The sequence below is a fragment of the Providencia sp. PROV223 genome (assembly GCF_028479245.1).
Classification (GTDB): Bacteria; Pseudomonadota; Gammaproteobacteria; order Enterobacterales; family Enterobacteriaceae; genus Providencia; species Providencia rettgeri.
In genome coordinates this window covers 140,951-162,689 of the sequence record NZ_JAMPNG010000008.1, presented here as the reverse complement: position 1 = coordinate 162,689, position 21,739 = coordinate 140,951, and the positions used below count along the sequence as shown (strand labels likewise).

Genomic DNA, 21,739 nt, shown 5'->3' with positions numbered 1-21,739 from the left:
TGAATTTTATTTCTCTTTGAATTCCATTGCCATCAGTATAGATGAAAGTTTGGCATAACGACAAAAGCGCCCCTAATTGCTGGGCGCTTTGATTATTTGGCAGAACTAAAACTGATAACGCTATGTTAGAGAATTACATCAAGAACGAGGACACCAACTAGGCCTATCGCCCACGCAATGGTGGTCGGAATAGACCAAACAATCATTTGTTGTTTAACGTCCTTAATTCCCATCATTCTGTTCACCACCCAATACAGGCTGTCGTTGAAGTAACCGAAGAACAGAGACCCCATGGTTGCCGCTTGCGCCGCGACCAATAAGTTAATATCCGGTATTTGGCTAATGATTGGCGCAGAAATAGATGCTGCGGTAATCATTGCTACCGTACCTGAACCTTGAATCAAACGAACCAATGTCGCGATGATAAACGGAATCAATACTGGTGTAATCGGCAGATTTGCAACATGTTCAGCAAGAATATTTCCTGTGCCACTATCACGCAGTACCGCACCTAATGCACCACCCGCTCCCGTAACTAGCAGGATAATACCCGCTGCTTGTAAGCCTTCTTCCATACGGTCGATGACTTCTTCTTTTGTTGCTTTTGGCATTAATGTGTAAACAGAGATCAACACACTAATTGATAATGCAATAATTGGTGCGCCTAAGAATTCAAATGTTTGGAAATACCAATTACTTTCCATACCTTGGAAAGATTCTGTTTTGAGAATTAATCCATTGATAGCATTGATAAAAATTAACAAAATAGGTGTGATAATCGGTAAAAGCGATAAGAACAGGCTTGGTAATGGCTTATTCGCTTTTTCTTCCATATAACGAGCGTGAACTTCTTTCAGGTCTTCACTGCCCGTTTCATCTGGCATAAATTCAGGGTACTTAGTCCCTAACCATTTTGCGTAAAACACAATACCGATAACACAAGGGATAGCCAGACTCATACCCGCTAGGATCATGGCGCCAACATCGACACCAAAAATCCCTGCCACGCCTAAAGGCCCTGGTGTTGGTGGAACGGTATGGTGTGTCACCACTAGCCCACCAGCGAGTGCAACGCCTAAAGTTAGTATGCTACGTTTACCATTTTTGGCTAATGCTTTTGCCAATGGGTATAAAATCACAAAAGCAGAGTCAACGAAGATAGGAATACTAACAATATAACCCGTAATCGCTAACGCCCATTCTTCACGCTTTTTACCTAACCATTTGATAAAGCTATAAGCGATTTGTTCAGCAGCACCTGAAACTTCCAGCACCCTTCCCATCATTACCCCGAGTCCGATAACGATACCGATGCTACCGAGTGTTGACCCAAAGCCTTTTGTAATGACTGTCACTGTCTCTGCGGCAGTCAAACCACCAGATACACCAGCGATTGCCGCAGCAATTAGCATAGCTAATAACGCATGAACACGCGTTCGTAATACTAAAAAGATCAGGACAAATATGGCCACTGCGAGGCCAATAACAGGAATATAGGACATAGGCTATCTCCTACTTAGACGAGCCGTGGTGAGTGATAAACGAACGGATCGCATCACCAAACGAGCCATCTGCACGGAAACCGAGATCCAATGCACGGCTAATATCAAATTTACCCGGCCAGCTCGCCACAATGCGGTTAATAGCTTCATCTGGTTCAAAACGAATAAGATCCACCGCTTCTTGGCCTGCAACATCACGCAGGGCATCAATCATGCCTTGAACAGTAACGGTAATACCCGGTAGGTTCACAGTGCGAGATTTACCGAATTTCTCAGCAGGGATACTGACCGCATGAATAAAGTTGTTAATCACGGTTTCAGGGCTGGATAACCATAGCGCAAGGTCAGGGGAGACAGGGCAAACACTTTCAACCCCATTTAATGGCTCACGAATAATGCCACTTGCGAATGAAGACGCCGCTTTATTGGGTACACCAGGACGAATACTAATGGTGGGTAAACGCATCACACGGCCATCAACAAAGCCTTTACGTGAATAGTCATTGACCATCAGTTCACACATCGCTTTTTGAGCGCCATAGGACGACTGTGGGTTAACGACACACAAGTCTGTGATGACATCCGGTAGCTCACCACCAAACACGGCAAGAGAACTGGTGAACATAAATTTGATTGCTGGGTTCTTGGCTCGAGCGACTTCCAATAATTGGCGAGTAGCTTCGAAGTTAACCTTCATACCCAAGTCAAAGTCACTTTCAGCGTGACTACTTACGATAGCGGCAAGGTGGAAAACCACATCGGTTTGTGCATCGATCAGTTTATCAGCCGCGCCTGCTTGCGTTAAATCTAACGCAACGCAACTGACTCTGGCATCTTCAACCGGTGATGTAGGGCATTGAATATCGGCTAAAACAAGGTGGTCAAATTTTAAACCCTGGCTATTTTTAAGCAAAGCAGCGGCTAGCTGCTGGCCCAGAAAGCCTGCGCCACCAGTAATAATAACTTTCATTGTAATTCTCCTTGCTATAGCCTTTTAGCTGGCTATGCAGTTTTAGGTAAGATTATTTATGTTTTATGTCTTGATTAAATGAAGTTTTATGTTTTGTTCTGTTATCCGCTGCACCACATCAGCTGGCAACTGGTCATCGCAAATGATGTCGTGCAATTGATTCAATGGGCAAACACGAAACATGCCATATTTGCCGAATTTGCTACTGTCTGAAACCAGTACACAGCGACGGGCAACATCCAATAGCGTTTGTTTTATCTGAACTTTTTCTTCATGTGGGGTAGAAACCCCGTGCTGTAAATCCCATGAGCTAGTGCTGATAAAAGCAATATCAACATTGAGTGTTTTCAGCATCATCGCAGCCGTATTTCCTACACTAGAATGGTTACGTTTATCCACCAATCCCCCGGTGTGGTATAGGTTTAGCTGCGACTTATTCATTAAGTACTGCATAATCGAAAAATCATTAGTGACAATCGTTAAATTAAAACGCTCACCGAGTACGCGCGCTATCTCAAAAGTGGTGGTTCCTGCATCGAGATACACCACTTGCCCATCTTCAACTAATGAGCTGGCAAACTGACCAATTTCACGCTTATGGCGATGATGCAACCGCGCCTTTTCACTCCAAGGTAGCTCTTGGCGCAACACATCATTTAACTTAACGCCACCACTGATACTGAGTACCTTCCCTTCTTCTTCTAACATCCGAATATCACGTCGCACTGTCATATGAGAGACATTCATTAGCTCAACCAAATCACTGATCGATACGGTTTGATGTTCATGCACGTAACGGTAAATAAAATCACGACGCTCAGAAGGGAGCATAGGTTCTCCTAATTATGAATTTGCTTGTTTAAGCCAGCCTAATCCATCTTCGGTGCGGCCTGCAGGATGGTATTCACATCCTAACCAACCCTCATAACCCATTTCATCCAACTGCTTAAAAATCCATGGGTAATTGACTTCACCGCTATCCGGTTCATGACGATATGGGACTGACGCTATCTGAATGTGACTAAATTTACCCCATAAACGCTCAATTGTTTTCAATAAATCACCTTCCATAATTTGGCAGTGATATAAATCCAACTGGATAAATACATTTTCACGATTAATTTCAGGTAGTAATGCTTCCGCTTGTTTTTGCGTCGTCAAAAAATATCCAGGCATATCGCGGGTATTGATGGGTTCGATAAGCACACGAATACCGTGCTCAGCCATCACATCTGCCGCATATTGAATATTTTTGATATAGCACGCGGTTTGTTGTTCAAGTGTATAATTTTCATTCACTTTCCCCGCCATCGCATGAACTTGTTTACAGCTTAATGCTTTTGCGTATTTCAATGCAGTTTGTACGCCCTCGGCAAATTGGCTCTCACGACCCGGGAGCGAAGCCATACCACGCTCTCCCTGAGCCCAATTTCCCGCAGGCATATTAAACAGGGCCTGTGTTAAATGGTGTTTGCTCAGTTCACCCGCAATGACATTGGCATCTTCTTCATAAGGGAAGAGATATTCAACACCGTTAAACCCCGCATTCGCAGCACGTTCAAAGCGCTGTATAAAAGGCACTTCGGTAAACATCATGCTTAAATTTGCAGCAAATTTAGCCATTTTCGCCTCGCTACTTTTGTGGATAACGACTTTCGAGCTGTTCAACTTGCTCTTGCGTTAATGTTGTAAAGCCATGTGGGCGTAATGTGATATATAAACGAGCGGTATCTTCTAACTCTTCTGCATTGAAGAACGCTTGTCTTAACGTTTTGCCACCCACGACCGGACCATGATTCGACAGCAATACCGCATTATGTGTCGGTGCTAATTTTGCAATTTCCTCACCAATTCGGTCATCCCCCGGTGGCAAGTATTCAATCAATGGCAGTTTCCCCACTCGCATCACATAATAAGGTGTGATTGGAGGTAAACAATTTTTTGTATCTAACCCCGGCAAGCAAGACAACGCCGTTAACCAAGGTGAGTGAAGATGAACAACCGCTTGGCAATCAGGGCGTTGCAAATACATCGCCATATGCATAGAAACTTCTTTTGTCGGTTTATCTCCCCCAATCCAATTTCCTTGTGCATCGAGTTTACTCAGTTTGCTAGGGTCTAAATCACCAAAACTGGAATTTGTCGGTGTCACAATAATCGAACCATCAGGTAACCGAGCACTAATATTTCCTGCACCACCGCTGCTGTAACCACGGTTAAACATTGATTTAGCCCAATCGACTAACTCTTGGCGCAGCGCCTTTTCATCACTCATTAAACATCTCCTGTGCAAACTGGAAGAAATTTTCTTGGCCGAAATTACCTGATTTCAACGCTAACCAGTTACCGCTTGCTAAGTCCTGTACCCATGGCACACCTGGGGCGATTGGTGAGCCAATACTTAATTGTTCTGTCCCAAGGCTTTGAACCACTTTTCCGGAGGTTTCACCACCCGCAATAATAAAGGTGTCATACCCTTTCGCTTGCAACAGCGCGACGACCTCGCCAAATACCTTCTCGACCGCGAAACTCGACTCCGCAGCACCGTATTTCTCTTGTGTTTTTTTCAGTAATTCAGGTGATTGAGTGGCATAAAGCATTGGCGCCAAACCCGTTAGTTGCTGTGCTTGCACCCAATCTGCCAATGTTTTGGCATACTCAGGGTTATTTAAACACTCACCCACATCCAACATTTTTACAGGAGCAACTTGCTGATAAGCCTGAACTTGTTTGTTAGTCATTACCGAGCAACTTCCCGATAAAACAACTGTTTTCCTGTTTTTCCCTGTTGGCTTTTCACCTCGTTGCGTTGTACCGCCCCATGGACATTGGCTATCCACATTGGCCAGTGCAGCACCGAGACCGGAACCCCCTGTCAACAATGGCATCGCTTTAACCGCTTGTGCGATAGGGAGCAAATCATCCATTGTTAAGCTATCAACAACCGCGTAACTCACACCTTGTTGGGCTAACTCGGTCAGTTTTTGGCTAACAACCTCACTGCCTTTTTGAATATCTTCAAGTTTGATTAGACCGGCTTGACCTTTTGATTGTTTTTCCATCACACGCAATAAATTTGCGTCGGTCATTGGCGTTACAGGATGGTGCTGCATGCCACTTTCATTAAGTAGCTGGCCATTCACAAATAAATGTCCATGAATCACCGTTCTACCGTTAACGGGTAGCGCGGGGCAAACTAATGCTAAGTTTGTACCCAGTTGCGCCATTAATGCATCCGTAACGGGGCCAATATTGCCTTTTTCGGTTGAATCAAACGTCGAACAATATTTAAAGAAAATTTGCTGGCAATGCGCTTTTTGTTTCAGCCAATTACCTGCATTGGTCGATGCACTGACGGCTTCATCGACAGGACAAGAGCGGCTTTTTAAACTAATCACTATCGCATCAACATCTTGTGGTACTGGTGTGCTCTCATTGGGTTCATTCAATAACTGAACAACCTTCCAACCGTTTTGCACCATAAAGCCTGCAATATCTGTCGCACCGGTAAAATCATCTGCTATTACGCCTAACTTCACTGTCATGCTTTTTTCTCCGGTAAAGTAATACCTTTAAATGTTTTAATCACCGCGCTGTCATCCTGTTGACCAAAGCCTTCATTGCTCGCTGAAATAAACATTTGATGAGCTGTTGAAGCAAGTGGTAATGGGAAATTTAGTGCTTTTCCAGTTTCCATCACTAGCCCTAAGTCTTTGACAAAAATATCTACTGAGGATTTTGGCGTATAATCACCGTCTAAGACATGTTGCATACGGTTTTCAAACATCCATGAATTTCCAGCTGCATGAGTGACAATGTCGTACATCACGTCAAGCTCAATACCCGCTTTGGCGGCTAAAGCCATACTTTCTGCCGCAACAGCAATGTGTACCCCAGCTAATAACTGGTGAATCGTTTTGACGGTTGAACCTAAGCCAACTTCATTCCCTACTCGATACAAGCGCTCAGAAATAGCGTTAAATACGGGTGAAAGCTGCTCAAATAGAGCTGGTTCACCTGAAGCCATGATGGTCAACTTCCCTTCAGCGGCTTTAATTGAGCCACCTGAAATAGGCGCATCTACAAGGGGTAATTGATATACAGCAAGTCGCTGAGCGATATTTTTAGTTTGTTCCGCAGCCAAGGTACTGTGCAGCACAATAACTGTGCCGGGGCGTAATTGTTCAACTAAAGGCTGTTCACCCGAAAACAAAATGGCTTCAACTTGACGACCATTAACCACTACCAGCAACAAAGCATCAATTTCATGGGCAAATTCCGCTGCATTTTGCCCCACTGCAATTGCTCCTGCATTAAATAGGCTTTTGCATGCATCTTGGTTTAAATCAAATCCATAGGTGGGAATGTTATTTTTTATAAGAGATTGTGCGATCCCCATCCCCATAGAACCTAGGCCAATCACGCCAATTTTATTAACGAAATTTCCCATAATGACCCCTGATGTTGTTAATCTTCGTGACTGTTGTGAATTTTCACACAATAAAATTCACAAACACATGACTAATATCACATTTGAGATAATATAAAAAACCAACAAATAAAGCATAACAAGTTGAATTAAAACAAAATAAAAAACACCGCACCTCAAACACACTTTCACAGGATAATGTGATAAAAAATGTGATGCACATTATGTTTATTCACGTTTAATTCACAAATGCCAAACCGTGGTTTTTTTACTGGGCTATATTCAATGCATCATTTCTATTGACCTAAAACTTAAATTGCTGAAAATAGCCGACTACAATTTTTTGAATAATGCTCCATACTATGAATGAGAGCATAAATTGGCAGATTGCCTAGGAGATAACATGGGGTTGTTTGAGCAAATGATGGGTATGGTTGCAGGCGATAAAATGCAACAGTTTCAATCAGTAATAAACTGGGTTGAGAATCAAGGTGGCCTTCAAGGTGTTATCGAAAAATTTAATGAACAAGGCTTAGGTGGTGTTATTGCCTCGTGGATCAGTGAAGGGAATAATTTACCTATCGATGCCAGCCAATTAATGCAAGTTTTTGGAAATGCGAATATCCAAGAATTGGCTCAACAGGTAGGCTTAGAACCTCAAGCAACCTCACAAATGATTGCTAAATATCTTCCTCAGTTAGTTGACAGCGCCACACCAAATGGCGAAGTTCCAGAAAACCTCGATTTGGCTTCTATCGGTATGAACTTACTGAAATCCAAATTATTTGGTTAATATTTTCTAAAAAGGCAGGTTTCCCTGCCTCAGACTGCTGAAAACATATTATGTTTGGCGACAAGTCGAATAGGTTTTGAAAATAAACGAGGAAAATCAATTTATTGATTTTCGGCTGATAACACAAAGCGGGAAAAACCACGCTTTTATCCCGCTTTGTCAACAACCTCAGGCAGGTTTCCCTGCCTTTTTGACACACTAACTAGTCGCCATTTTACTGCTCATTTCTAAGCTGTTTCGCTGCCTCAACCATGTTGGCTAATGCTTGGCGAGTTTCTGGCCAGCCGCGAGTTTTCAAGCCACAATCTGGGTTTACCCATAAGCGCTCAACCGGAACACGCTTCGCTGCCTTTCTTAATAGCGCAACAATCCATTCCACATTAGGTACATTTGGTGAGTGAATATCGTACACTCCTGGACCAATTTCATTTGGATAATCAAAATCTTCGAATGCATCTAACAAATCCATATCTGAACGTGATGTTTCAATCGTGATCACGTCGGCATCCAATGCCGCAATGGAATCCATGATGTCATTGAATTCGCAATAGCACATATGGGTGTGAATTTGTGTGTCGTCATCCGCAATCGCAGCACTGAGTTTGAAAGCATCAACCGCCCATTTGAGGTAAGCCGCCCACTCGTCTCGACGCAATGGTAACCCTTCACGCAGTGCAGGCTCATCGATTTGAATAATACCGATACCTGCTTTTTGTAAGTCGTCGACTTCATCACGCAAGGCTAGCGCAATTTGTTTCGCAATCGTTTCACGGCTCACATCTTCACGCGGGAATGACCAACATAGAATAGTGACTGGGCCGGTTAACATCCCTTTGACCGGTTTTTCCGTTAAGGACTGAGCATATTTTGCCCACTCTACTGTAATCGCTTCTGGGCGACTAATGTCACCAATGATCACTGGGGGTTTTACACAACGCGAACCATAACTTTGCACCCAACCATTTTGGGTAAATACATAACCATCAAAGTGCTCACCGAAGTATTCCACCATATCATTACGTTCAGCTTCACCATGCACAAGGACATCGATATCTAAAATTTCTTGTTCTTTAATGGCTTGCTTAATATGCTCACTAATATTGGTGCGATAGTAGGTTTTATCCACATTCCCTTTTTTGAAGTCTAAACGTAATGTTCTGATTTCACTTGTTTGAGGAAATGAGCCAATCGTGGTTGTCGGCCATAATGGTAAGTTAAAGCGTTGACGTTGGCGTGCTGCTCGCTGTGGATAGGGGCTATAACGTTCTGTATCCCCTTCGCTGATTGCTGCTAAACGCTGAGCTACTGATGCATTATTCACACGAGCTGATGTTCTACGCGCTCGAATAGGTGCACTGTATGTATCTAATTCAGCAATATGGCTGTCTGTTGGCTGATTTAACGCTTTTGTTAACAGAGCAAGTTCTTCACATTTTTGGATAGCAAAAGCAAACCAGCTTTTCACCTCAGCATCTAAACGTGTCTCATCATTTAAGTCAATTGGGCTGTGTAGTAATGAACATGACGTTCCTACCCATATATCACGCTGGCCTAAGAACGGCTTCACCTGTAAGAATTTTTCCCCTAAGTCAGCCTTCCATACGTTACGACCATTAATAATTCCTAGTGATAATACCCAGTCTGCTGGCAGTATTTGGTGTAATTTTTCAATATCATCAGCGCCTGCAACCACATCAACATGTAGACCTTGCACAGGGAGTTGCTTAATCAAGTCTACATGGTGACTAATGCCATCGAAATAGGTGGTTAGCAGTAATTTTATTTGGCCTGACAGCGCTTGGTAAGCCTGCTGATAAGCTTGCTGCCATTGCTCTGGTAAATCTAACACTAATGCAGGCTCATCAATTTGCACCCACTCAAGACCTTTTTCTGCTAAGCGCGACAGGATCTCCTGATAAACAGGTAATATTTCATTCAATAATGATAAGCGGTCAAACGGTTCACCTTTCACTTTACCTAACCAAAGGTAAGTAATAGGACCAATGATAACCGGTTTCACATTATGGCCTAATGCTAATGCCTCATCGACTTCATCAAACAGTTGTGTCCAAGACAGCGAAAATTGTTGCCCTTTTTGAAATTCAGGCACGATGTAGTGGTAGTTAGTATTAAACCATTTCGTCATCTCGCCTGCTGGAGCAGGTTTGCCCGTTGGTGCGCGACCGCGAGCAATACGAAATAAAGTATCCAAATCAATCGAACCATCTTCATTTTGATGGCGTGGCGGTACATTGCCCAATAGCAAACTGGTTGTCAGCACTTGGTCATACCAAGCGAAATCACCAACAGGTAATAGCTCAACGCCCGCATTTTTTTGTTGCTGCCAATGGCGCACACGTAACTGATAACCGGTTTCTAATAGTGTGGCCTGATCAATTTTACCTGCCCAATAATCTTCTTGTGCACGCTTGAGCTCTCTTTTTAGACCGACACGTGGAAATCCAAGTGTATGATTTATAACAGACATATTGACCCCTTGAAATATTTAGCCGTCTAGATGTTTACACATCCATAATCAACAGGTACTGTATAAAGCACAAGCGCAAATTATTCATTGTCACCGTGAAGGTTTCTCATGATCGAATTAAAACATCTAAAAACATTGCAAGCGCTCAGCCAATACGGTTCATTAGCGGCAACAGCAACACACTTGCACCAGACACAATCTGCTCTATCACACCAATTTAGTGATTTAGAGCATCGATTAGGTTTCCGGTTATTTGTTCGTAAAAGCCAACCATTGCGCTTTACGCCACAAGGAGAAGTCTTATTACAATTAGCACAACAAGTTCTGCCATTAGTAAAAGATGCCATTCGAGTATGTAATGAGCCTGGGGTTTGTGCGTTACGCATCGCTATTGAATGCCATAGCTGCATTCAGTGGTTGACCCCTGCATTACAGCAATTCAGACAAACTTGGCCTCAAGTTAGCATCGATTTTAAATCTGGGGTGACGTTCGACCCACAGCCTGAGTTACTTTCAAGGGAATTGGATATTGTGATGACCTCTGACATTTTGCCAGATCAAGGCATCCACTATACGCCAATGTTTGATTATGAAGTGAAGCTGATTGTGGCGAATGACCATCCGCTAGCCAAAAGACCGCATATTGAGCCCCATGATTTGGCGGATGAAACGTTGCTTATCTACCCGGTACAACGGGATCGCTTCGATGTTTGGCGCCATTTTCTGCAACCTGCAGGCGTGTCACCTAATGTGAAAAATGTTGATAACACATTAATTTTAATTCAAATGGTCGCAGCTAAAATGGGCATTGCCGCACTGCCTCACTGGGCAGTTGATTCATTTGAAAAACAAGGGTTGATCAAAACCAAAACCTTGGGTAGCGGTTTGTGGAGCCGGCTGTATGCCGCTTGCCGTGAAGGAGAGCAGCGCCAGCCAGCTATTGAGGCGTTTACTGAGACGACGACGGATCACGCTGTGGAGAACTTGTCTTATGTGAAGGCCGCGAAAGGATCCAACGCTTATGCACCCAAAGAGAAGCAACTATTAGGCTCGATCCTATGGTAAAACTCAGCCAATCCGGATGTTGTTGCCAGATAGCAAAATTAACTAATAACCCCGCTGGGACCATCATGTTATTCATAATAGCAAGGGTTCCAGCATCCACTTTGGTTGCGCCATAGTTCCACATAAAGTAGCCAACGCCTGAAGCTGCAATCCCCAACCACAGTAAGACACCCCACTGGAAAGTTGTTGTCGGCATCATCGATTTATTACCAAATAGCAACCACCCTAGTAATGCAATTAACGTTGCACCAAGGTAAAACCATGAGAAAGCCTGATGTTGAGGGATTGGATGCACCTCCATCAGACGCTTATACCCCACCTGCCCAATCGCAAAAAAGATATTTGCTAGCTGCACAAAAAGCAAACCTAACCAAAAAGATTCGCTCAAGTGGTCATAACGAATAATTGCCGCGCCAATTACCGCCAATAGTGAGCTAAACAAATAACCTTTACGCAACTTTTGCCGTTCTAGTAAGTCATAAATTAACGTGACATATAGTGGTGTTAATACTGTAAAAAGCAAAAATTCGGCAACGGTAAGGTATTGATAAGCATGGAATACAAATAGGTACATGATGCCAAGTTGGCAAGCACCCACTAGCATATAAAGTGCAATCACTTTAGCGCTAAACTGGCGCCAACGTAGGAAAGGTAAAAAAACTAGCGAAGCCAGTGCCACCCTTACAAGTACTGAAAACCAACTATCTACTTGGCCCGCAAGGTATTCGCCGATAAGACTAAACGACGCTGCCCAAAGCAGCGTCGTGATAACAAGTAACCACATAATGCTGTATTTCGCCCCAAACTTTACAATGTCGGCTAGAATACTCGCTTTTTGGTTTTAATGCTCTTTTTCGATCAAAACGGCTTCTAATAAATCCAGATCAACCAACAGCGTTTGTAACGTTTCATTACTGATTTTCTTGGTTGCACGTAAGTGATAAAGCTCACCACGCTCCGCACGTAATGCCGTCAAACGAAAACGTCGTTCAAGGTCTTCAACCAGCAAATTATGATCAATTTCATCTTGCCCTGCCGTACGTCGTCTTAGATAACCTGTCACACGGGAAGCGACTTCACTGATATCTTCTGAATCGAGTTTTTCATCAACGTCAGCAGATAAACGTTCCTGCATCTTATTTAAGCTAACAATCGCCACTTCTGCCATTGCGGCTTTTGCCATTCGAATTTCATTGGCATCGGCTTCTTTGTCTCCCACGGTAAAATTACGTAGCAGAAGCGGTAAAGCGACCACACCTGCAAAAATGGAAAATAAGATAACCCCTGCGGCAATAAATACTAGCTGATAACGCGCTGGGAATGGTGAACCATCGGTTAAAAATAACGGAATAGAAAGCACACCCGCTAAGGTAATCGCACCGCGTACCCCTGCAAAAGAGGCTAGCCAAAGCTCACGTACGGTATAGTTAGCAAATTGCAGTGGTTTTTTCTTTAAGAATAAACGGCTAAACCTTTTCATCAGCCATAGCCAACAGAAACGCAATAGCAGTAGAGCAAAATAGATAATGGCTACTGCCGCAAATAGCATCCAAGTTTCTACGCTTGGGTCGAGATCCGCTTGGATAACAGACGTTTCCCAAATACCGGGCAATTGAAGCCCTAACATGATGAAAACCAACCCGTTAAAGACAAATTCAAGCATAGACCAAACGCTATCAGCGCGTAGTCTCATCGCTAATGGAGCGTTACGGATAACCCCAGACTTTGTGATAGTCATACCGGCCGCAACAGCGGCTAAAATACCTGAAAAACCAATATGTTCCGCTATCATGTATGAAGCAAATGGTAGCAATAACATAAACACAATTTGGGTTGCTGGGTCATCACCGCTCCAACGGCTCATTAGACGTAATGATTTACTGTATAACCAAGTCACGATAATACCCGCGAGTAGCCCACCAATCGCGACCTTGAAAAATTCAATGGTGACGCCAGAGGCACTAAATACCATCGTCCCCATGGCAATTGCTACTGCAAATTTTAATGCTACCAGACCAGAGGCATCATTCATCAATGCCTCCCCTTCTAGCACACTCATCATTCGTTTAGGGATACGCCCCTTTCCGACAATGGATGATAAGGCAACGGCATCGGTTGGTGATAACACCGCCGCTAGAGCAAATGCTGCAATCAATGGAATACCTGGCATCAGCCAGTAAATTAAATAACCAATCCCAATCACTGTAACCAGTACAAGAACCAACACTAAAATAAAAATTTCTCGACCGTTTTGAAAGAATTCGCGTGTTGGCGTTTTCCACCCATCAACAAACAACAAAGGTGGAATTAACAGAACCATAAAAAGTTCTGGGTCAAAGGTGACATGTAGGCCGAATTGAGGCCAAGCTAATAGCGCACCAATAGCAATTTGAATGAGAGGAAGAGGAATACGAATAGGAAGAATTTTAGCGGCAACCCCTGAAACAGAGACAGCTAAAATCAAAATAAGAATAGTAAAGAAAATTTCCATGTTGCCCTTACTGAATTAACCTAGCGACTAGAACCTAAAATATTGCCTGCCGCCGCATAGTAAGAGATAGCACCGTCCAGACCATGATTATTAAAACCCAGCCATTCACCAGTGGAAATCATGCACATCCACTTGATTAACCGCCTTCTCTCTATTTTATCCTTAGCCATCCATTTTCGGGGAAAAAATTGAGACTTTACGATTAATTAATACAATAAGTTAAAAAGGTGGCAACATTAGCCACCCTATTGAAATAATATACTTTAGATTGCCAATCCTGAAGCGTAAAACGCCACTAAAAGTACCGCAATAATGACTGTGCCAATATTCAATTTGCGCCATTCACCTGCACAAATACGGCCGATAACCAAAGCAGCAAAGCCCAACATGATACCCGTGACGATATTACAAGTCAGAACAATGAATACCGCACACAATAAACCAGACATTGAATCTACAAAGTCATCGAAATCAAGCTTAGAGACATTACTTAACATTAAAAGCCCAACATACATCAATGCCGGCGCCGTTGCATAGGCAGGTACCAAATAAGAAAGTGGCGATAAAAAGAGAATGAGTAAAAACAGTACGCCGACAACCACTGCGGTTAAGCCTGTACGACCACCAGCAGCAGTACCCGCTGCAGATTCAATATACACAGCAGCAGGAGATGCGCCAATCGCCCCCGCAAAGATACTGCTCACGGAGTCTGCGGTTAACGCTTTACCACCATCAATAATTTGGCCGTCTTTATCCAATAAATTGGCTTGTCCCGCCACCGCGCGAATAGTCCCCGTTGCATCAAAAACAGCGGTCATCACTAATGCAAGTAAGCTTGGCAATACCATTGGCTGTAATGCGCCCATGATATCCATATTGAAAACTAATGAAAGCCCATCATCACCCAATGAAGGCAACTTGAAAAAGCCTTGATATTTAACCGCAGGATCAAAAATTAAACCAATAATTGAAATTGCAATAATAACAAGTAATACGCCACCCGGAACGCGGCGTTTTTCTAAACCAAAAATGACCGCTAACCCAGCTAATGACATTAATACAGGGAAAGATGTAAATTCACCTAGAGCAACAGGCAGGCCTGCATTTGGGTTTTTGATCACTAAACCCACCCCATTAGCAGCTATTAACAGTAAAAATAAGCCGATACCAATACCTGTGCCATGAGCAATACCCATTGGCATATTGCGTAAAATCCAACTACGAATACCTGTCACAGAAATGATGGTGAACAAACACCCCATTAAAAAGACAGCGCCCAATGCCACAGGAATACTAATTTGCTGCCCTAATACCAAACTAAATGCGGTAAATGCAGTCAGTGAAATAGCACAACCAATCGCCATCGGTAGATTGGCCCATAACCCCATCAATAAAGAACCAAAACCAGCCACTAAGCAAGTTGCAATAAAGACCGCTGTTGGTGGGAACCCTGCTTGCCCTAACATGCCAGGTACAACGATGACAGAATAAACCATCGCTAAGAATGTGGTTAATCCTGCAATGATTTCACGGCGAACTGAAGAGCCGCGCGCTGTTATCTTGAAAAATGAATCCAATTTGCAACTGGATGAAGCCTGTTGGCCTGACATGGTATACCTCTGCTGTTTAATGGAAAACGACGACTTTCAAATACTGCTAACGACTAATTTATACGTTGACGTAAACGATTACGTTTTTAAGAAAAAACAAACTGGCTGAGAAAAAATCCCAATAAAAACAGTTGCGCAATCGTTTGGTTTTTAAAATAGAATAAAACGTATCGTGAAGGGAGCAATTATCATTCTAAACAGGGGGAATGATCAAGCATTTTTAGCATTTCTTACCCGTTTGTTCTTTCCCCCGCTCCCAAATATATAGGCTCTTAAGCAATGAACATTATTTTCAAATAATGATTCTTTTTAGTTACATTTATTTTACGTAAAAATAGCTAAATACCTTTCATATAATGTCTGTTTAAAGTGGAAGGTTATTTTTTTGATACAATCCAAGAATATTTGCTTACAAAACCAATAGCTAAAAACTTATTTACTGGTGGTAATATGCGTCTGTTAAAAATGTGGCTAAAAATACATTTCTTATTGTTTTTCATTAAAAAAATATCATTCACTGAGTAAATATATATTTAAGTATATAAGCTCAATTATTATCAACCGCAGTTATAGTTTCAATTTAATCAAGTAAAAAACACATAAAACGTATTAAAATGTCAAATAAGAATGCACCATTAATCATATTACAGCGGAGTATTTTACTGCTTTTTATTAGTTTTCTTGCTCTGTATTTATTACCAGGAATATATAGCCATAGCCCTTGGAAGCAAGATGAAAATTATAGTTTTGGTATTATTCAAACTATGTATGAAACTGGTAAATGGTTAGTTCCCACAAATGCGGGTGAACCATTTATGGAAAAACCTCCGCTTTATTATTGGGTTGCTACGATTACCTCTCATTGGTTATCAAGCTTGATGCCACTTTATGATGCAGCCCGTAGTGCAAGCTTAATTTTTTCGGTTATTAATTTTTCATTTTTTATCCTTTTGGCGCGTCGTTTTTTCCAAGCCACAGACTTCACTGATACTCGGATTTGGGTCGCTTTTGCACTGTATGCCTGTGCTCCCGGTATTATCAGGCATAGCCATGATATGTTTACCGATGTTGCACTAATGGCAGGAACAACTATTGGCTTATATGGGTTATTGGGGCTGATACAACAACAAAAAATGCGCATGTCTGCACTTTGGTTATCTCTTGGGACCATCGTCACCATGTTGTCAAAAGGCGTTTTTATTCCTGGCGTTCTCTGGATTTGCCTTTTTTTATCACCTATTTTTCTTGCTCAATGCCGAACTAAGCAGTTTTGGTTATACAGTTTAACGGCGGGGTTAATCGCGCTTATCGCCATTTTACCTTGGCCTATCCAACTGTATCTTCAGCATCCCGATTTATTTCTTGTGTGGTTTTGGGAAAACAATATCGGCCGCTTCTTTGGTTTTTCGGTTGAAAAATTAGGGGCAAAAGCTAATTTAACTCGCATTCCAGCGGCAGTTTCCTTATTTGCCTTTCCTTCTGGTTTACTGGCTGTCGCTTATTTTCTAAGGCACCCGATTAAACGTTTATTTAATTCAAATGAGTTTCTGCTGGCGCTATTTCCTTTATTAGGTATCATTTTTTTACAGATTTCAGCTTCTGGTCGCGCGCTATATTTACTCCCTTTTGTTGCCCCCATGGCCATATTAGGAACCCTAACACTACTCAGTTTCCCTGAAAAAATTCTTAATGGTATCGCTCGCTTTGCGGCTATTTTATGGACTGTACTCATTCTGTTTTTATGGCTCTGCTATTTCATCACCTTGGCTGGCCACCAACAAGAATGGCTAACCCCATTTAGTCGCTGGCTTCCCATGAGCTACCAAATGCCCTTTTCTTCCATTGCATTTATCAGTGGTCTGTTGATTACATTAGTGTGGTTTTTACGCAATAAAATTATTCCAAACTTTATCTCACCGGCTTTTCACATGATGAAAAATTGGTTATTAGGCCTATGTGCCGCTTGGGGGATAATTTTAACCTTGTTTTTGGGCTGGATAGACTACGCAAAAGGTTTCGAAGGGGTTTTTGTCGATTTAAACCAGCATTTAGCAGGCCAGTTTACAAAAAACGATTGTATGGCTTCTGATAATATTGGCGAATCTGAAGCACCGATGCTCTACTATTACACTGGCGTATTACACCAACGCCAAGACCGCTTTGAAAAACCTGAACAATGCCGCTGGTTAATTGTACTCTCGAAAACAATCAAACCTGCACCGCAAGGCATGGAATTATTCTGGCACAATCATCGGCCAGATGAATTCCGAGAAAACCTTGTTGTGTATAAAGTTATTGAATAATCTATTTGTGGTGCTCTCTAGCTTAAGTAGGGCACCACAAATGCGCTTTATGGGCTGACTTGTTCAACCATTTGAGCGCTATATTTTTCTCGTGTGAACCATAAAAATACTGCCACAGACAGAACCAATAGCACCGGTAAGCCCACTGGTGAGATTGAAGTCGCCACTCCCGCCAATAATGGCCCTGATAAATTACCAATTCCCCATAGCATGGCCGCCGCTGCATTAGCGATGATCAATTCATTCCCTTTGAAATATTGGCCAATTTGTACCAAGGCAATCGTATAAATTGCCCCTGCCGTGGCTCCTAAGATAAATAACAGAACCCAAATCAGATAAGGTTGAGTAATAAGGAAGGGTAATAATAAGCTAGCTGCGAGTGTGATAATACCGCAAATTCGGTACAGTTTTTCTCTATTCATATGGTCTGCAAGCCAGCCAAAAGGTAACTGCATAATGGCATCTCCAGCAAGGATGGCGCTAATCATTAATGCAGCAACCGCCTCTGTATGCCCCATTCCCATACCATAAATTGGGAACATCGATAAAATGGTTCCATCAAAAAAAGCAAAAAATAAAATTCCACCACAAATACCCGGTGCAATTTTTACAAATTGAATAATTGAAAAATTAGATTGCGCGGCATTTTCAGCTAAGCGGTCACCAACTTTTTGATCCATTAAAATAAATAGCACTACAGAGATTAAATGGATCAACGTACAAATCAATAAAGGCGATTTATCTTCCACACCATAATAAGCAATAAATGAAGGCCCAAGTAGCTGACTTACTGTGAACACGGTAGTATAGATTGCTAAGATCCGACCCCGCTTATTTTCAGGGGATAATTCATTAATCCACGTTTCTCCCAAGCAAATCATCACGCCACTCGCTAAACCCGTAACTAACCGTAATGGAAATAACAGCCAAAGTGGTAACGTACTCAATAATGGCAATAGGCTAATGGCAGAAACGAGGGTTGCCAATAGCATTGCCTTTCGCTTACCTGACCAACGCACAATACGTTGAACCATAGGGGCAATTAAAAACATACCTAATGCAGGAGCCGCAGAAATAATGCCAATATACAACTCATTGAAACCATAATTATTTAGCCTAAGAGCCACCATTGGAATACTTAGCCCAATAACGATACCAATGACAGCAATACTCATTGTAATGGTAAAAATAGCAAAAGATGGGGAACGTCGAAAATTTTGTAAACGCTGATTATCAGAGCTCATGTTGAAATTAACCCGTTTCTTTTTAGCAAAAGAACAGATTTTAACTCCATAAAATAGATTATTATGAAAAATAAAAAACCGCATCATTACTAGTAAAACTAATAATGTTCGTGGTGATTGTAACACGACTCATATATTCTGCTATTTATCTTTATAAAACTATTTTTAATATTCTAAATACTTAAAGGACGAAAAAATATCGATAAAGCAGCACAATACCTGATAATAAAATTATGACGTTAATAACTTTTAAAAAACTTTCACGTGAAATTTTTAATGTTATATGCCGACCAACCCACGTACCAATTAACATGGCAGGGGAAAATGCTAAAGCAATCAATAAAATATCTAGATTGAGATACACACCCATTACTAAAAATATCACCACTCGAGTCAGCGTGCTAAAGCCAATTAACGTCATTTGAGTGACACGAAAACGCTGTTTATCTTCAATTCGGCTAGATAAATACATGGCATAGATAAAACCACCACTGCCAAATAAAGCACTAAAAACACCGCCCACTAAACTAAATGGGACAACCAACGCTTTTGAAAAAGGTGATTTTGATTTTTTAGAAAAAAAAGCATGTAAGACATAACCGACAACAAATAACCCAAGTAATAATACGAGTATATCGGGACGCGTTTTTAATAAAATCGCAGCACCAACTAAACTCCCGATTATCATTAATGGAATTATCCATTTAATTTCCTGATAATCCGCATTTTTACCATCTTTAAGTAAATTTAAAACTGCAGCGGTTAGATCTATTAATGCAAGGATTGGAACAATCATGTTTAACGGCAAATACATGGCTAATACAGGGGTTGCAATAAGAGCAGAACCAAAACCCGCCATGCCAAAAACCAAATAAGCAAACAACAATGTCGAGAAACAAATCGCCATTTCTGGTGATAACAATTCAAACGGCATGACCTTAACTCCAGAAGTTTTTTAACGTCCTCACTATAGATTTTTTCAAATACAGAAAATAGTTTTATTTTTGTAGGGTTTTTTTTAAATTTCAAATCTATATCAAAAAACAAAATAGCCACTTTAAATACAATATACAACTAAGAGTGTATAATTTACTTCTCTGAGTGATACAGAACTAGCACAATAAATTAAAATTCAGGTAAAGACACATTGTGGATAAAAAAATTAATTTAAAAATAGGGCAGAAAATTCGTTTACTTAGGCAAGCAAGGGATCTCTCGCTAAACGAACTATCTCGTTTATCAGGGATTTCGAAAGCCGCTTTATCCAAACTGGAATCTGGTGATTCAAACCCACGCATCGACACATTAGAGTCGATCGCCATTGCTCTACGCTTTCCTCTCAGCGATTTGTTTACGCGGCAACATGAAGCTTATCCCTACTTGCTTAAAGCCACTCCCAGTGAAAAAGAGTATTCACAACAGTTTAAATTTCGCATTAGCATGGGAAATATCTCTGAAATCTGGCAATTAACCATGAAAAGAGGCGCTATCATTAATAGCCCCGCCCATATGAGTGGAACTCACGAGCACATTATGGTGAATTCTGGCTCACTCATGTTGCGGTTGCATAACGACCAAAATATCCTTTTGGAGGCGGGGGATTTCTATGCTTTCAGTGGTGATTTCCCACACAGTTATCTATGCATGGAAGGGGAGCTCCAAGCCACCGTCGTCATGACTTACTCTCATCTTAGTGATAGTGTTTAAATTAAGGCATGTTGTGCATCATAACTAATGCGCAATGTTCCCTTTTTAAATTTCATCGACTTAATTGAAAAATGCTGAATATTATCTAGCGAAGAAACATGCGTTCCACCACAAGGCATTTCTTCAGTTTGGTCGATGTAACTGATCCGCAAATCCCCCTTTTGCTTTATTGCAACGGCTCGCCCACTGCGTATGCTTTGGTTAACAATATCTTCGATATATTGGCTATCAAGTTTATCAAAAGGAGTGACATCGCCTTCCATCATGCTAAATTCTACTCGAGATTCATCAGGAAAATGATGGCCTTTTTGTGCCAGCCAGCCAAAGCGACGTAATTCCCAATTCAACAAATGACCTGCGGTATGTAGCGCAGCGTAACGCTGACGTTTTTCCTTATCTACCCTTGCAACCACATTATTTTCTTGACTAAAAGTAACGCCGTCAGGTAGGTATCCTACAATTAAACCACCCAATTGTTTCTTAATGCGAACAGCAATATCATTCACCCAAGCTGTATCCATGGGTTGCCCACCACCTTGTGGGTGGAAAATATTGTCTTTTAGAGCCACCCAATGACCTTCATCATCATTCCCTTGTGCCAGTATGGTTGTTTCAATTTCATATTGATAAGTGTTCGATAAATAGATGTTATTTTGCATAAATTTATACCTGTTTATTATTCAATTTACCAAATGCAAACCTGTAATGCGTTCAAAAAATCATTATTCAGTAACTGAATTTATACCACTTTCGTTCGGTTTAGGAAACCCTAATTATCGCTATGATTAAACATAAAAGAAAATAGCCCATACTGTTGGTATGGGCTACTAGGTCATAAAATTTACCTCAGAATTACTGCAAATAATTTTGCATTGTTTCGAAAAGACGCAAATCATCACTAAAGCGTACTTCCCGAACATCTTCTAATTTTTCAACTTGGTTAATCATTTGCGGCAAACGCTCATCTTTTTGTACTAATAGCCATATACGGCTTTCATCTTTATCTTTAATCGGCATACATAGAATGCCATCAACATTAAATGCTCTGCGTGCAAATAAACCACAAATATGTGACATTACACCTGGGTGATTACGAACAATTAGCTCTAAAGCAATCGGATGATGTTCAAATACCAT

At 41.6% G+C, this 21,739-nt stretch carries 19 protein-coding genes; 4 read left to right on the top strand and 15 right to left on the bottom strand.

The window, feature by feature from the left end:
* Nucleotides 1–125: 125 nt before the first annotated feature.
* The 7 genes from PR767_RS11435 to ltnD all read right to left on the bottom strand — a co-directional run bounded on the left by PR767_RS11435 (nt 126) and on the right by ltnD (nt 6,922).
* Nucleotides 126–1,502 (bottom strand): GntP family permease, encoded by a 1,377-nt coding sequence (locus PR767_RS11435; protein ID WP_004914902.1) that lies wholly within the window; start codon nt 1,500–1,502, stop codon nt 126–128.
* Between the two features lie 10 nt (nt 1,503–1,512).
* Nucleotides 1,513–2,472: a D-erythronate dehydrogenase gene (denD, locus tag PR767_RS11430; protein WP_004260834.1), complete on the bottom strand. Its 960-nt coding sequence runs from the start codon at nt 2,470–2,472 to the stop codon at nt 1,513–1,515.
* Nucleotides 2,473–2,535: 63 nt separating this feature from the next.
* Entirely contained in the window at nt 2,536–3,303 is a 768-nt protein-coding gene (locus PR767_RS11425; RefSeq protein WP_004914906.1) for a DeoR/GlpR family DNA-binding transcription regulator, read from the bottom strand.
* Between the two features lie 12 nt (nt 3,304–3,315).
* Entirely contained in the window at nt 3,316–4,095 is a 780-nt protein-coding gene (gene otnI / locus PR767_RS11420; protein WP_272520364.1) for a 2-oxo-tetronate isomerase, read from the bottom strand.
* Nucleotides 4,096–4,105: 10 nt separating this feature from the next.
* Nucleotides 4,106–4,747 (bottom strand): 3-oxo-tetronate 4-phosphate decarboxylase, encoded by a 642-nt coding sequence (gene otnC, locus PR767_RS11415; protein WP_109912576.1) that lies wholly within the window; start codon nt 4,745–4,747, stop codon nt 4,106–4,108.
* Nucleotides 4,740–6,017 carry a 3-oxo-tetronate kinase gene (gene otnK / locus PR767_RS11410; protein ID WP_110731420.1) on the bottom strand — a complete coding sequence of 426 codons (1,278 nt, stop codon included), beginning with the start codon at nt 6,015–6,017 and terminating at the stop codon, nt 4,740–4,742. Before otnK ends, otnC begins: the two co-directional genes overlap by 8 nt.
* Nucleotides 6,014–6,922, bottom strand: a complete 909-nt coding sequence (gene ltnD, locus PR767_RS11405) for an L-threonate dehydrogenase (protein WP_004914916.1) — start codon at nt 6,920–6,922, stop codon at nt 6,014–6,016. Before ltnD ends, otnK begins: the two co-directional genes overlap by 4 nt.
* Nucleotides 6,923–7,304: 382 nt before the next feature.
* Here ltnD and PR767_RS11400 point away from each other — a divergent pair, with 382 nt between their 5' ends.
* Nucleotides 7,305–7,694: a YidB family protein gene (locus PR767_RS11400; RefSeq protein WP_109912578.1), complete on the top strand. Its 390-nt coding sequence runs from the start codon at nt 7,305–7,307 to the stop codon at nt 7,692–7,694.
* Nucleotides 7,695–7,908: 214 nt separating this feature from the next.
* Here PR767_RS11400 and metE read toward each other — a convergent pair whose 3' ends face one another.
* Nucleotides 7,909–10,182, bottom strand: coding sequence for a 5-methyltetrahydropteroyltriglutamate--homocysteine S-methyltransferase (gene metE / locus PR767_RS11395; protein WP_272520363.1), 2,274 nt, complete (start codon nt 10,180–10,182; stop codon nt 7,909–7,911).
* A gap of 108 nt (nt 10,183–10,290) precedes the next feature.
* Here metE and metR point away from each other — a divergent pair, with 108 nt between their 5' ends.
* Nucleotides 10,291–11,247 (top strand): HTH-type transcriptional regulator MetR, encoded by a 957-nt coding sequence (metR, locus tag PR767_RS11390; protein ID WP_004914926.1) that lies wholly within the window; start codon nt 10,291–10,293, stop codon nt 11,245–11,247.
* On the opposite strand, the gene PR767_RS11385 is transcribed toward metR, so the two are convergent.
* The 3 genes from PR767_RS11385 to PR767_RS11375 form a co-directional block, all read right to left on the bottom strand.
* Nucleotides 11,132–12,031: a carboxylate/amino acid/amine transporter gene (locus PR767_RS11385; RefSeq protein ID WP_272520362.1), complete on the bottom strand. Its 900-nt coding sequence runs from the start codon at nt 12,029–12,031 to the stop codon at nt 11,132–11,134. The genes metR and PR767_RS11385 overlap by 116 nt on opposite strands.
* A gap of 57 nt (nt 12,032–12,088) precedes the next feature.
* Nucleotides 12,089–13,738, bottom strand: a complete 1,650-nt coding sequence (locus tag PR767_RS11380; protein WP_004914931.1) for a Na+/H+ antiporter — start codon at nt 13,736–13,738, stop codon at nt 12,089–12,091.
* A 263-nt stretch (nt 13,739–14,001) separates the two neighbouring features.
* Nucleotides 14,002–15,348, bottom strand: coding sequence for an NCS2 family permease (locus PR767_RS11375; protein WP_004914933.1), 1,347 nt, complete (start codon nt 15,346–15,348; stop codon nt 14,002–14,004).
* A gap of 614 nt (nt 15,349–15,962) precedes the next feature.
* On the opposite strand from PR767_RS11375, the gene PR767_RS11370 reads away from it, so the two are divergent.
* The gene (locus PR767_RS11370; RefSeq protein ID WP_272520361.1) at nt 15,963–17,651 is read left to right on the top strand and encodes a hypothetical protein; all 1,689 of its coding nucleotides are present in this window, start codon (nt 15,963–15,965) and stop codon (nt 17,649–17,651) included.
* Between the two features lie 47 nt (nt 17,652–17,698).
* Here PR767_RS11370 and PR767_RS11365 read toward each other — a convergent pair whose 3' ends face one another.
* Complete coding sequence (locus tag PR767_RS11365; RefSeq protein ID WP_109912624.1) at nt 17,699–18,982, bottom strand: MFS transporter; 1,284 nt, start codon at nt 18,980–18,982, stop codon at nt 17,699–17,701.
* Nucleotides 18,983–19,076: 94 nt separating this feature from the next.
* Nucleotides 19,077–19,829 (bottom strand): sulfite exporter TauE/SafE family protein, encoded by a 753-nt coding sequence (locus tag PR767_RS11360; RefSeq protein WP_004914942.1) that lies wholly within the window; start codon nt 19,827–19,829, stop codon nt 19,077–19,079.
* A 215-nt stretch (nt 19,830–20,044) separates the two neighbouring features.
* Here PR767_RS11360 and PR767_RS11355 point away from each other — a divergent pair, with 215 nt between their 5' ends.
* Nucleotides 20,045–20,602: a helix-turn-helix domain-containing protein gene (locus tag PR767_RS11355; protein ID WP_109912583.1), complete on the top strand. Its 558-nt coding sequence runs from the start codon at nt 20,045–20,047 to the stop codon at nt 20,600–20,602.
* Here PR767_RS11355 and PR767_RS11350 read toward each other — a convergent pair.
* Together PR767_RS11350 and ilvN are read right to left on the bottom strand one after the other, a co-directional pair.
* Entirely contained in the window at nt 20,599–21,261 is a 663-nt protein-coding gene (locus PR767_RS11350; RefSeq protein ID WP_117163033.1) for a hypothetical protein, read from the bottom strand. The genes PR767_RS11355 and PR767_RS11350 overlap by 4 nt on opposite strands.
* Before the next feature lie 193 nt (nt 21,262–21,454).
* Entirely contained in the window at nt 21,455–21,739 is a 285-nt protein-coding gene (gene ilvN, locus PR767_RS11345) for an acetolactate synthase small subunit (protein ID WP_004914949.1), read from the bottom strand.

What these genes read in the sequence shown, in the direction of transcription:
- PR767_RS11435 (WP_004914902.1), bottom strand. Translation starts at nt 1,502, where the DNA reads ATGTCCTATATTCCTGTTATTGGCCTCGCAGTGGCCATATTTGTCCTG.
- denD (WP_004260834.1), bottom strand. Translation starts at nt 2,472, where the DNA reads ATGAAAGTTATTATTACTGGTGGCGCAGGCTTTCTGGGCCAGCAGCTA.
- PR767_RS11425 (WP_004914906.1), bottom strand. Translation starts at nt 3,303, where the DNA reads ATGCTCCCTTCTGAGCGTCGTGATTTTATTTACCGTTACGTGCATGAA.
- otnI (WP_272520364.1), bottom strand. Translation starts at nt 4,095, where the DNA reads ATGGCTAAATTTGCTGCAAATTTAAGCATGATGTTTACCGAAGTGCCT.
- otnC (WP_109912576.1), bottom strand. Translation starts at nt 4,747, where the DNA reads ATGAGTGATGAAAAGGCGCTGCGCCAAGAGTTAGTCGATTGGGCTAAA.
- otnK (WP_110731420.1), bottom strand. Translation starts at nt 6,017, where the DNA reads ATGACAGTGAAGTTAGGCGTAATAGCAGATGATTTTACCGGTGCGACA.
- ltnD (WP_004914916.1), bottom strand. Translation starts at nt 6,922, where the DNA reads ATGGGAAATTTCGTTAATAAAATTGGCGTGATTGGCCTAGGTTCTATG.
- PR767_RS11400 (WP_109912578.1), top strand. Translation starts at nt 7,305, where the DNA reads ATGGGGTTGTTTGAGCAAATGATGGGTATGGTTGCAGGCGATAAAATG.
- metE (WP_272520363.1), bottom strand. Translation starts at nt 10,182, where the DNA reads ATGTCTGTTATAAATCATACACTTGGATTTCCACGTGTCGGTCTAAAA.
- metR (WP_004914926.1), top strand. Translation starts at nt 10,291, where the DNA reads ATGATCGAATTAAAACATCTAAAAACATTGCAAGCGCTCAGCCAATAC.
- PR767_RS11385 (WP_272520362.1), bottom strand. Translation starts at nt 12,031, where the DNA reads ATGTGGTTACTTGTTATCACGACGCTGCTTTGGGCAGCGTCGTTTAGT.
- PR767_RS11380 (WP_004914931.1), bottom strand. Translation starts at nt 13,738, where the DNA reads ATGGAAATTTTCTTTACTATTCTTATTTTGATTTTAGCTGTCTCTGTT.
- PR767_RS11375 (WP_004914933.1), bottom strand. Translation starts at nt 15,348, where the DNA reads ATGTCAGGCCAACAGGCTTCATCCAGTTGCAAATTGGATTCATTTTTC.
- PR767_RS11370 (WP_272520361.1), top strand. Translation starts at nt 15,963, where the DNA reads ATGTCAAATAAGAATGCACCATTAATCATATTACAGCGGAGTATTTTA.
- PR767_RS11365 (WP_109912624.1), bottom strand. Translation starts at nt 18,982, where the DNA reads ATGATGCGGTTTTTTATTTTTCATAATAATCTATTTTATGGAGTTAAA.
- PR767_RS11360 (WP_004914942.1), bottom strand. Translation starts at nt 19,829, where the DNA reads ATGCCGTTTGAATTGTTATCACCAGAAATGGCGATTTGTTTCTCGACA.
- PR767_RS11350 (WP_117163033.1), bottom strand. Translation starts at nt 21,261, where the DNA reads ATGCAAAATAACATCTATTTATCGAACACTTATCAATATGAAATTGAA.
- ilvN (WP_004914949.1), bottom strand. Translation starts at nt 21,739, where the DNA reads ATGGTATTTGAACATCATCCGATTGCTTTAGAGCTAATTGTTCGTAAT.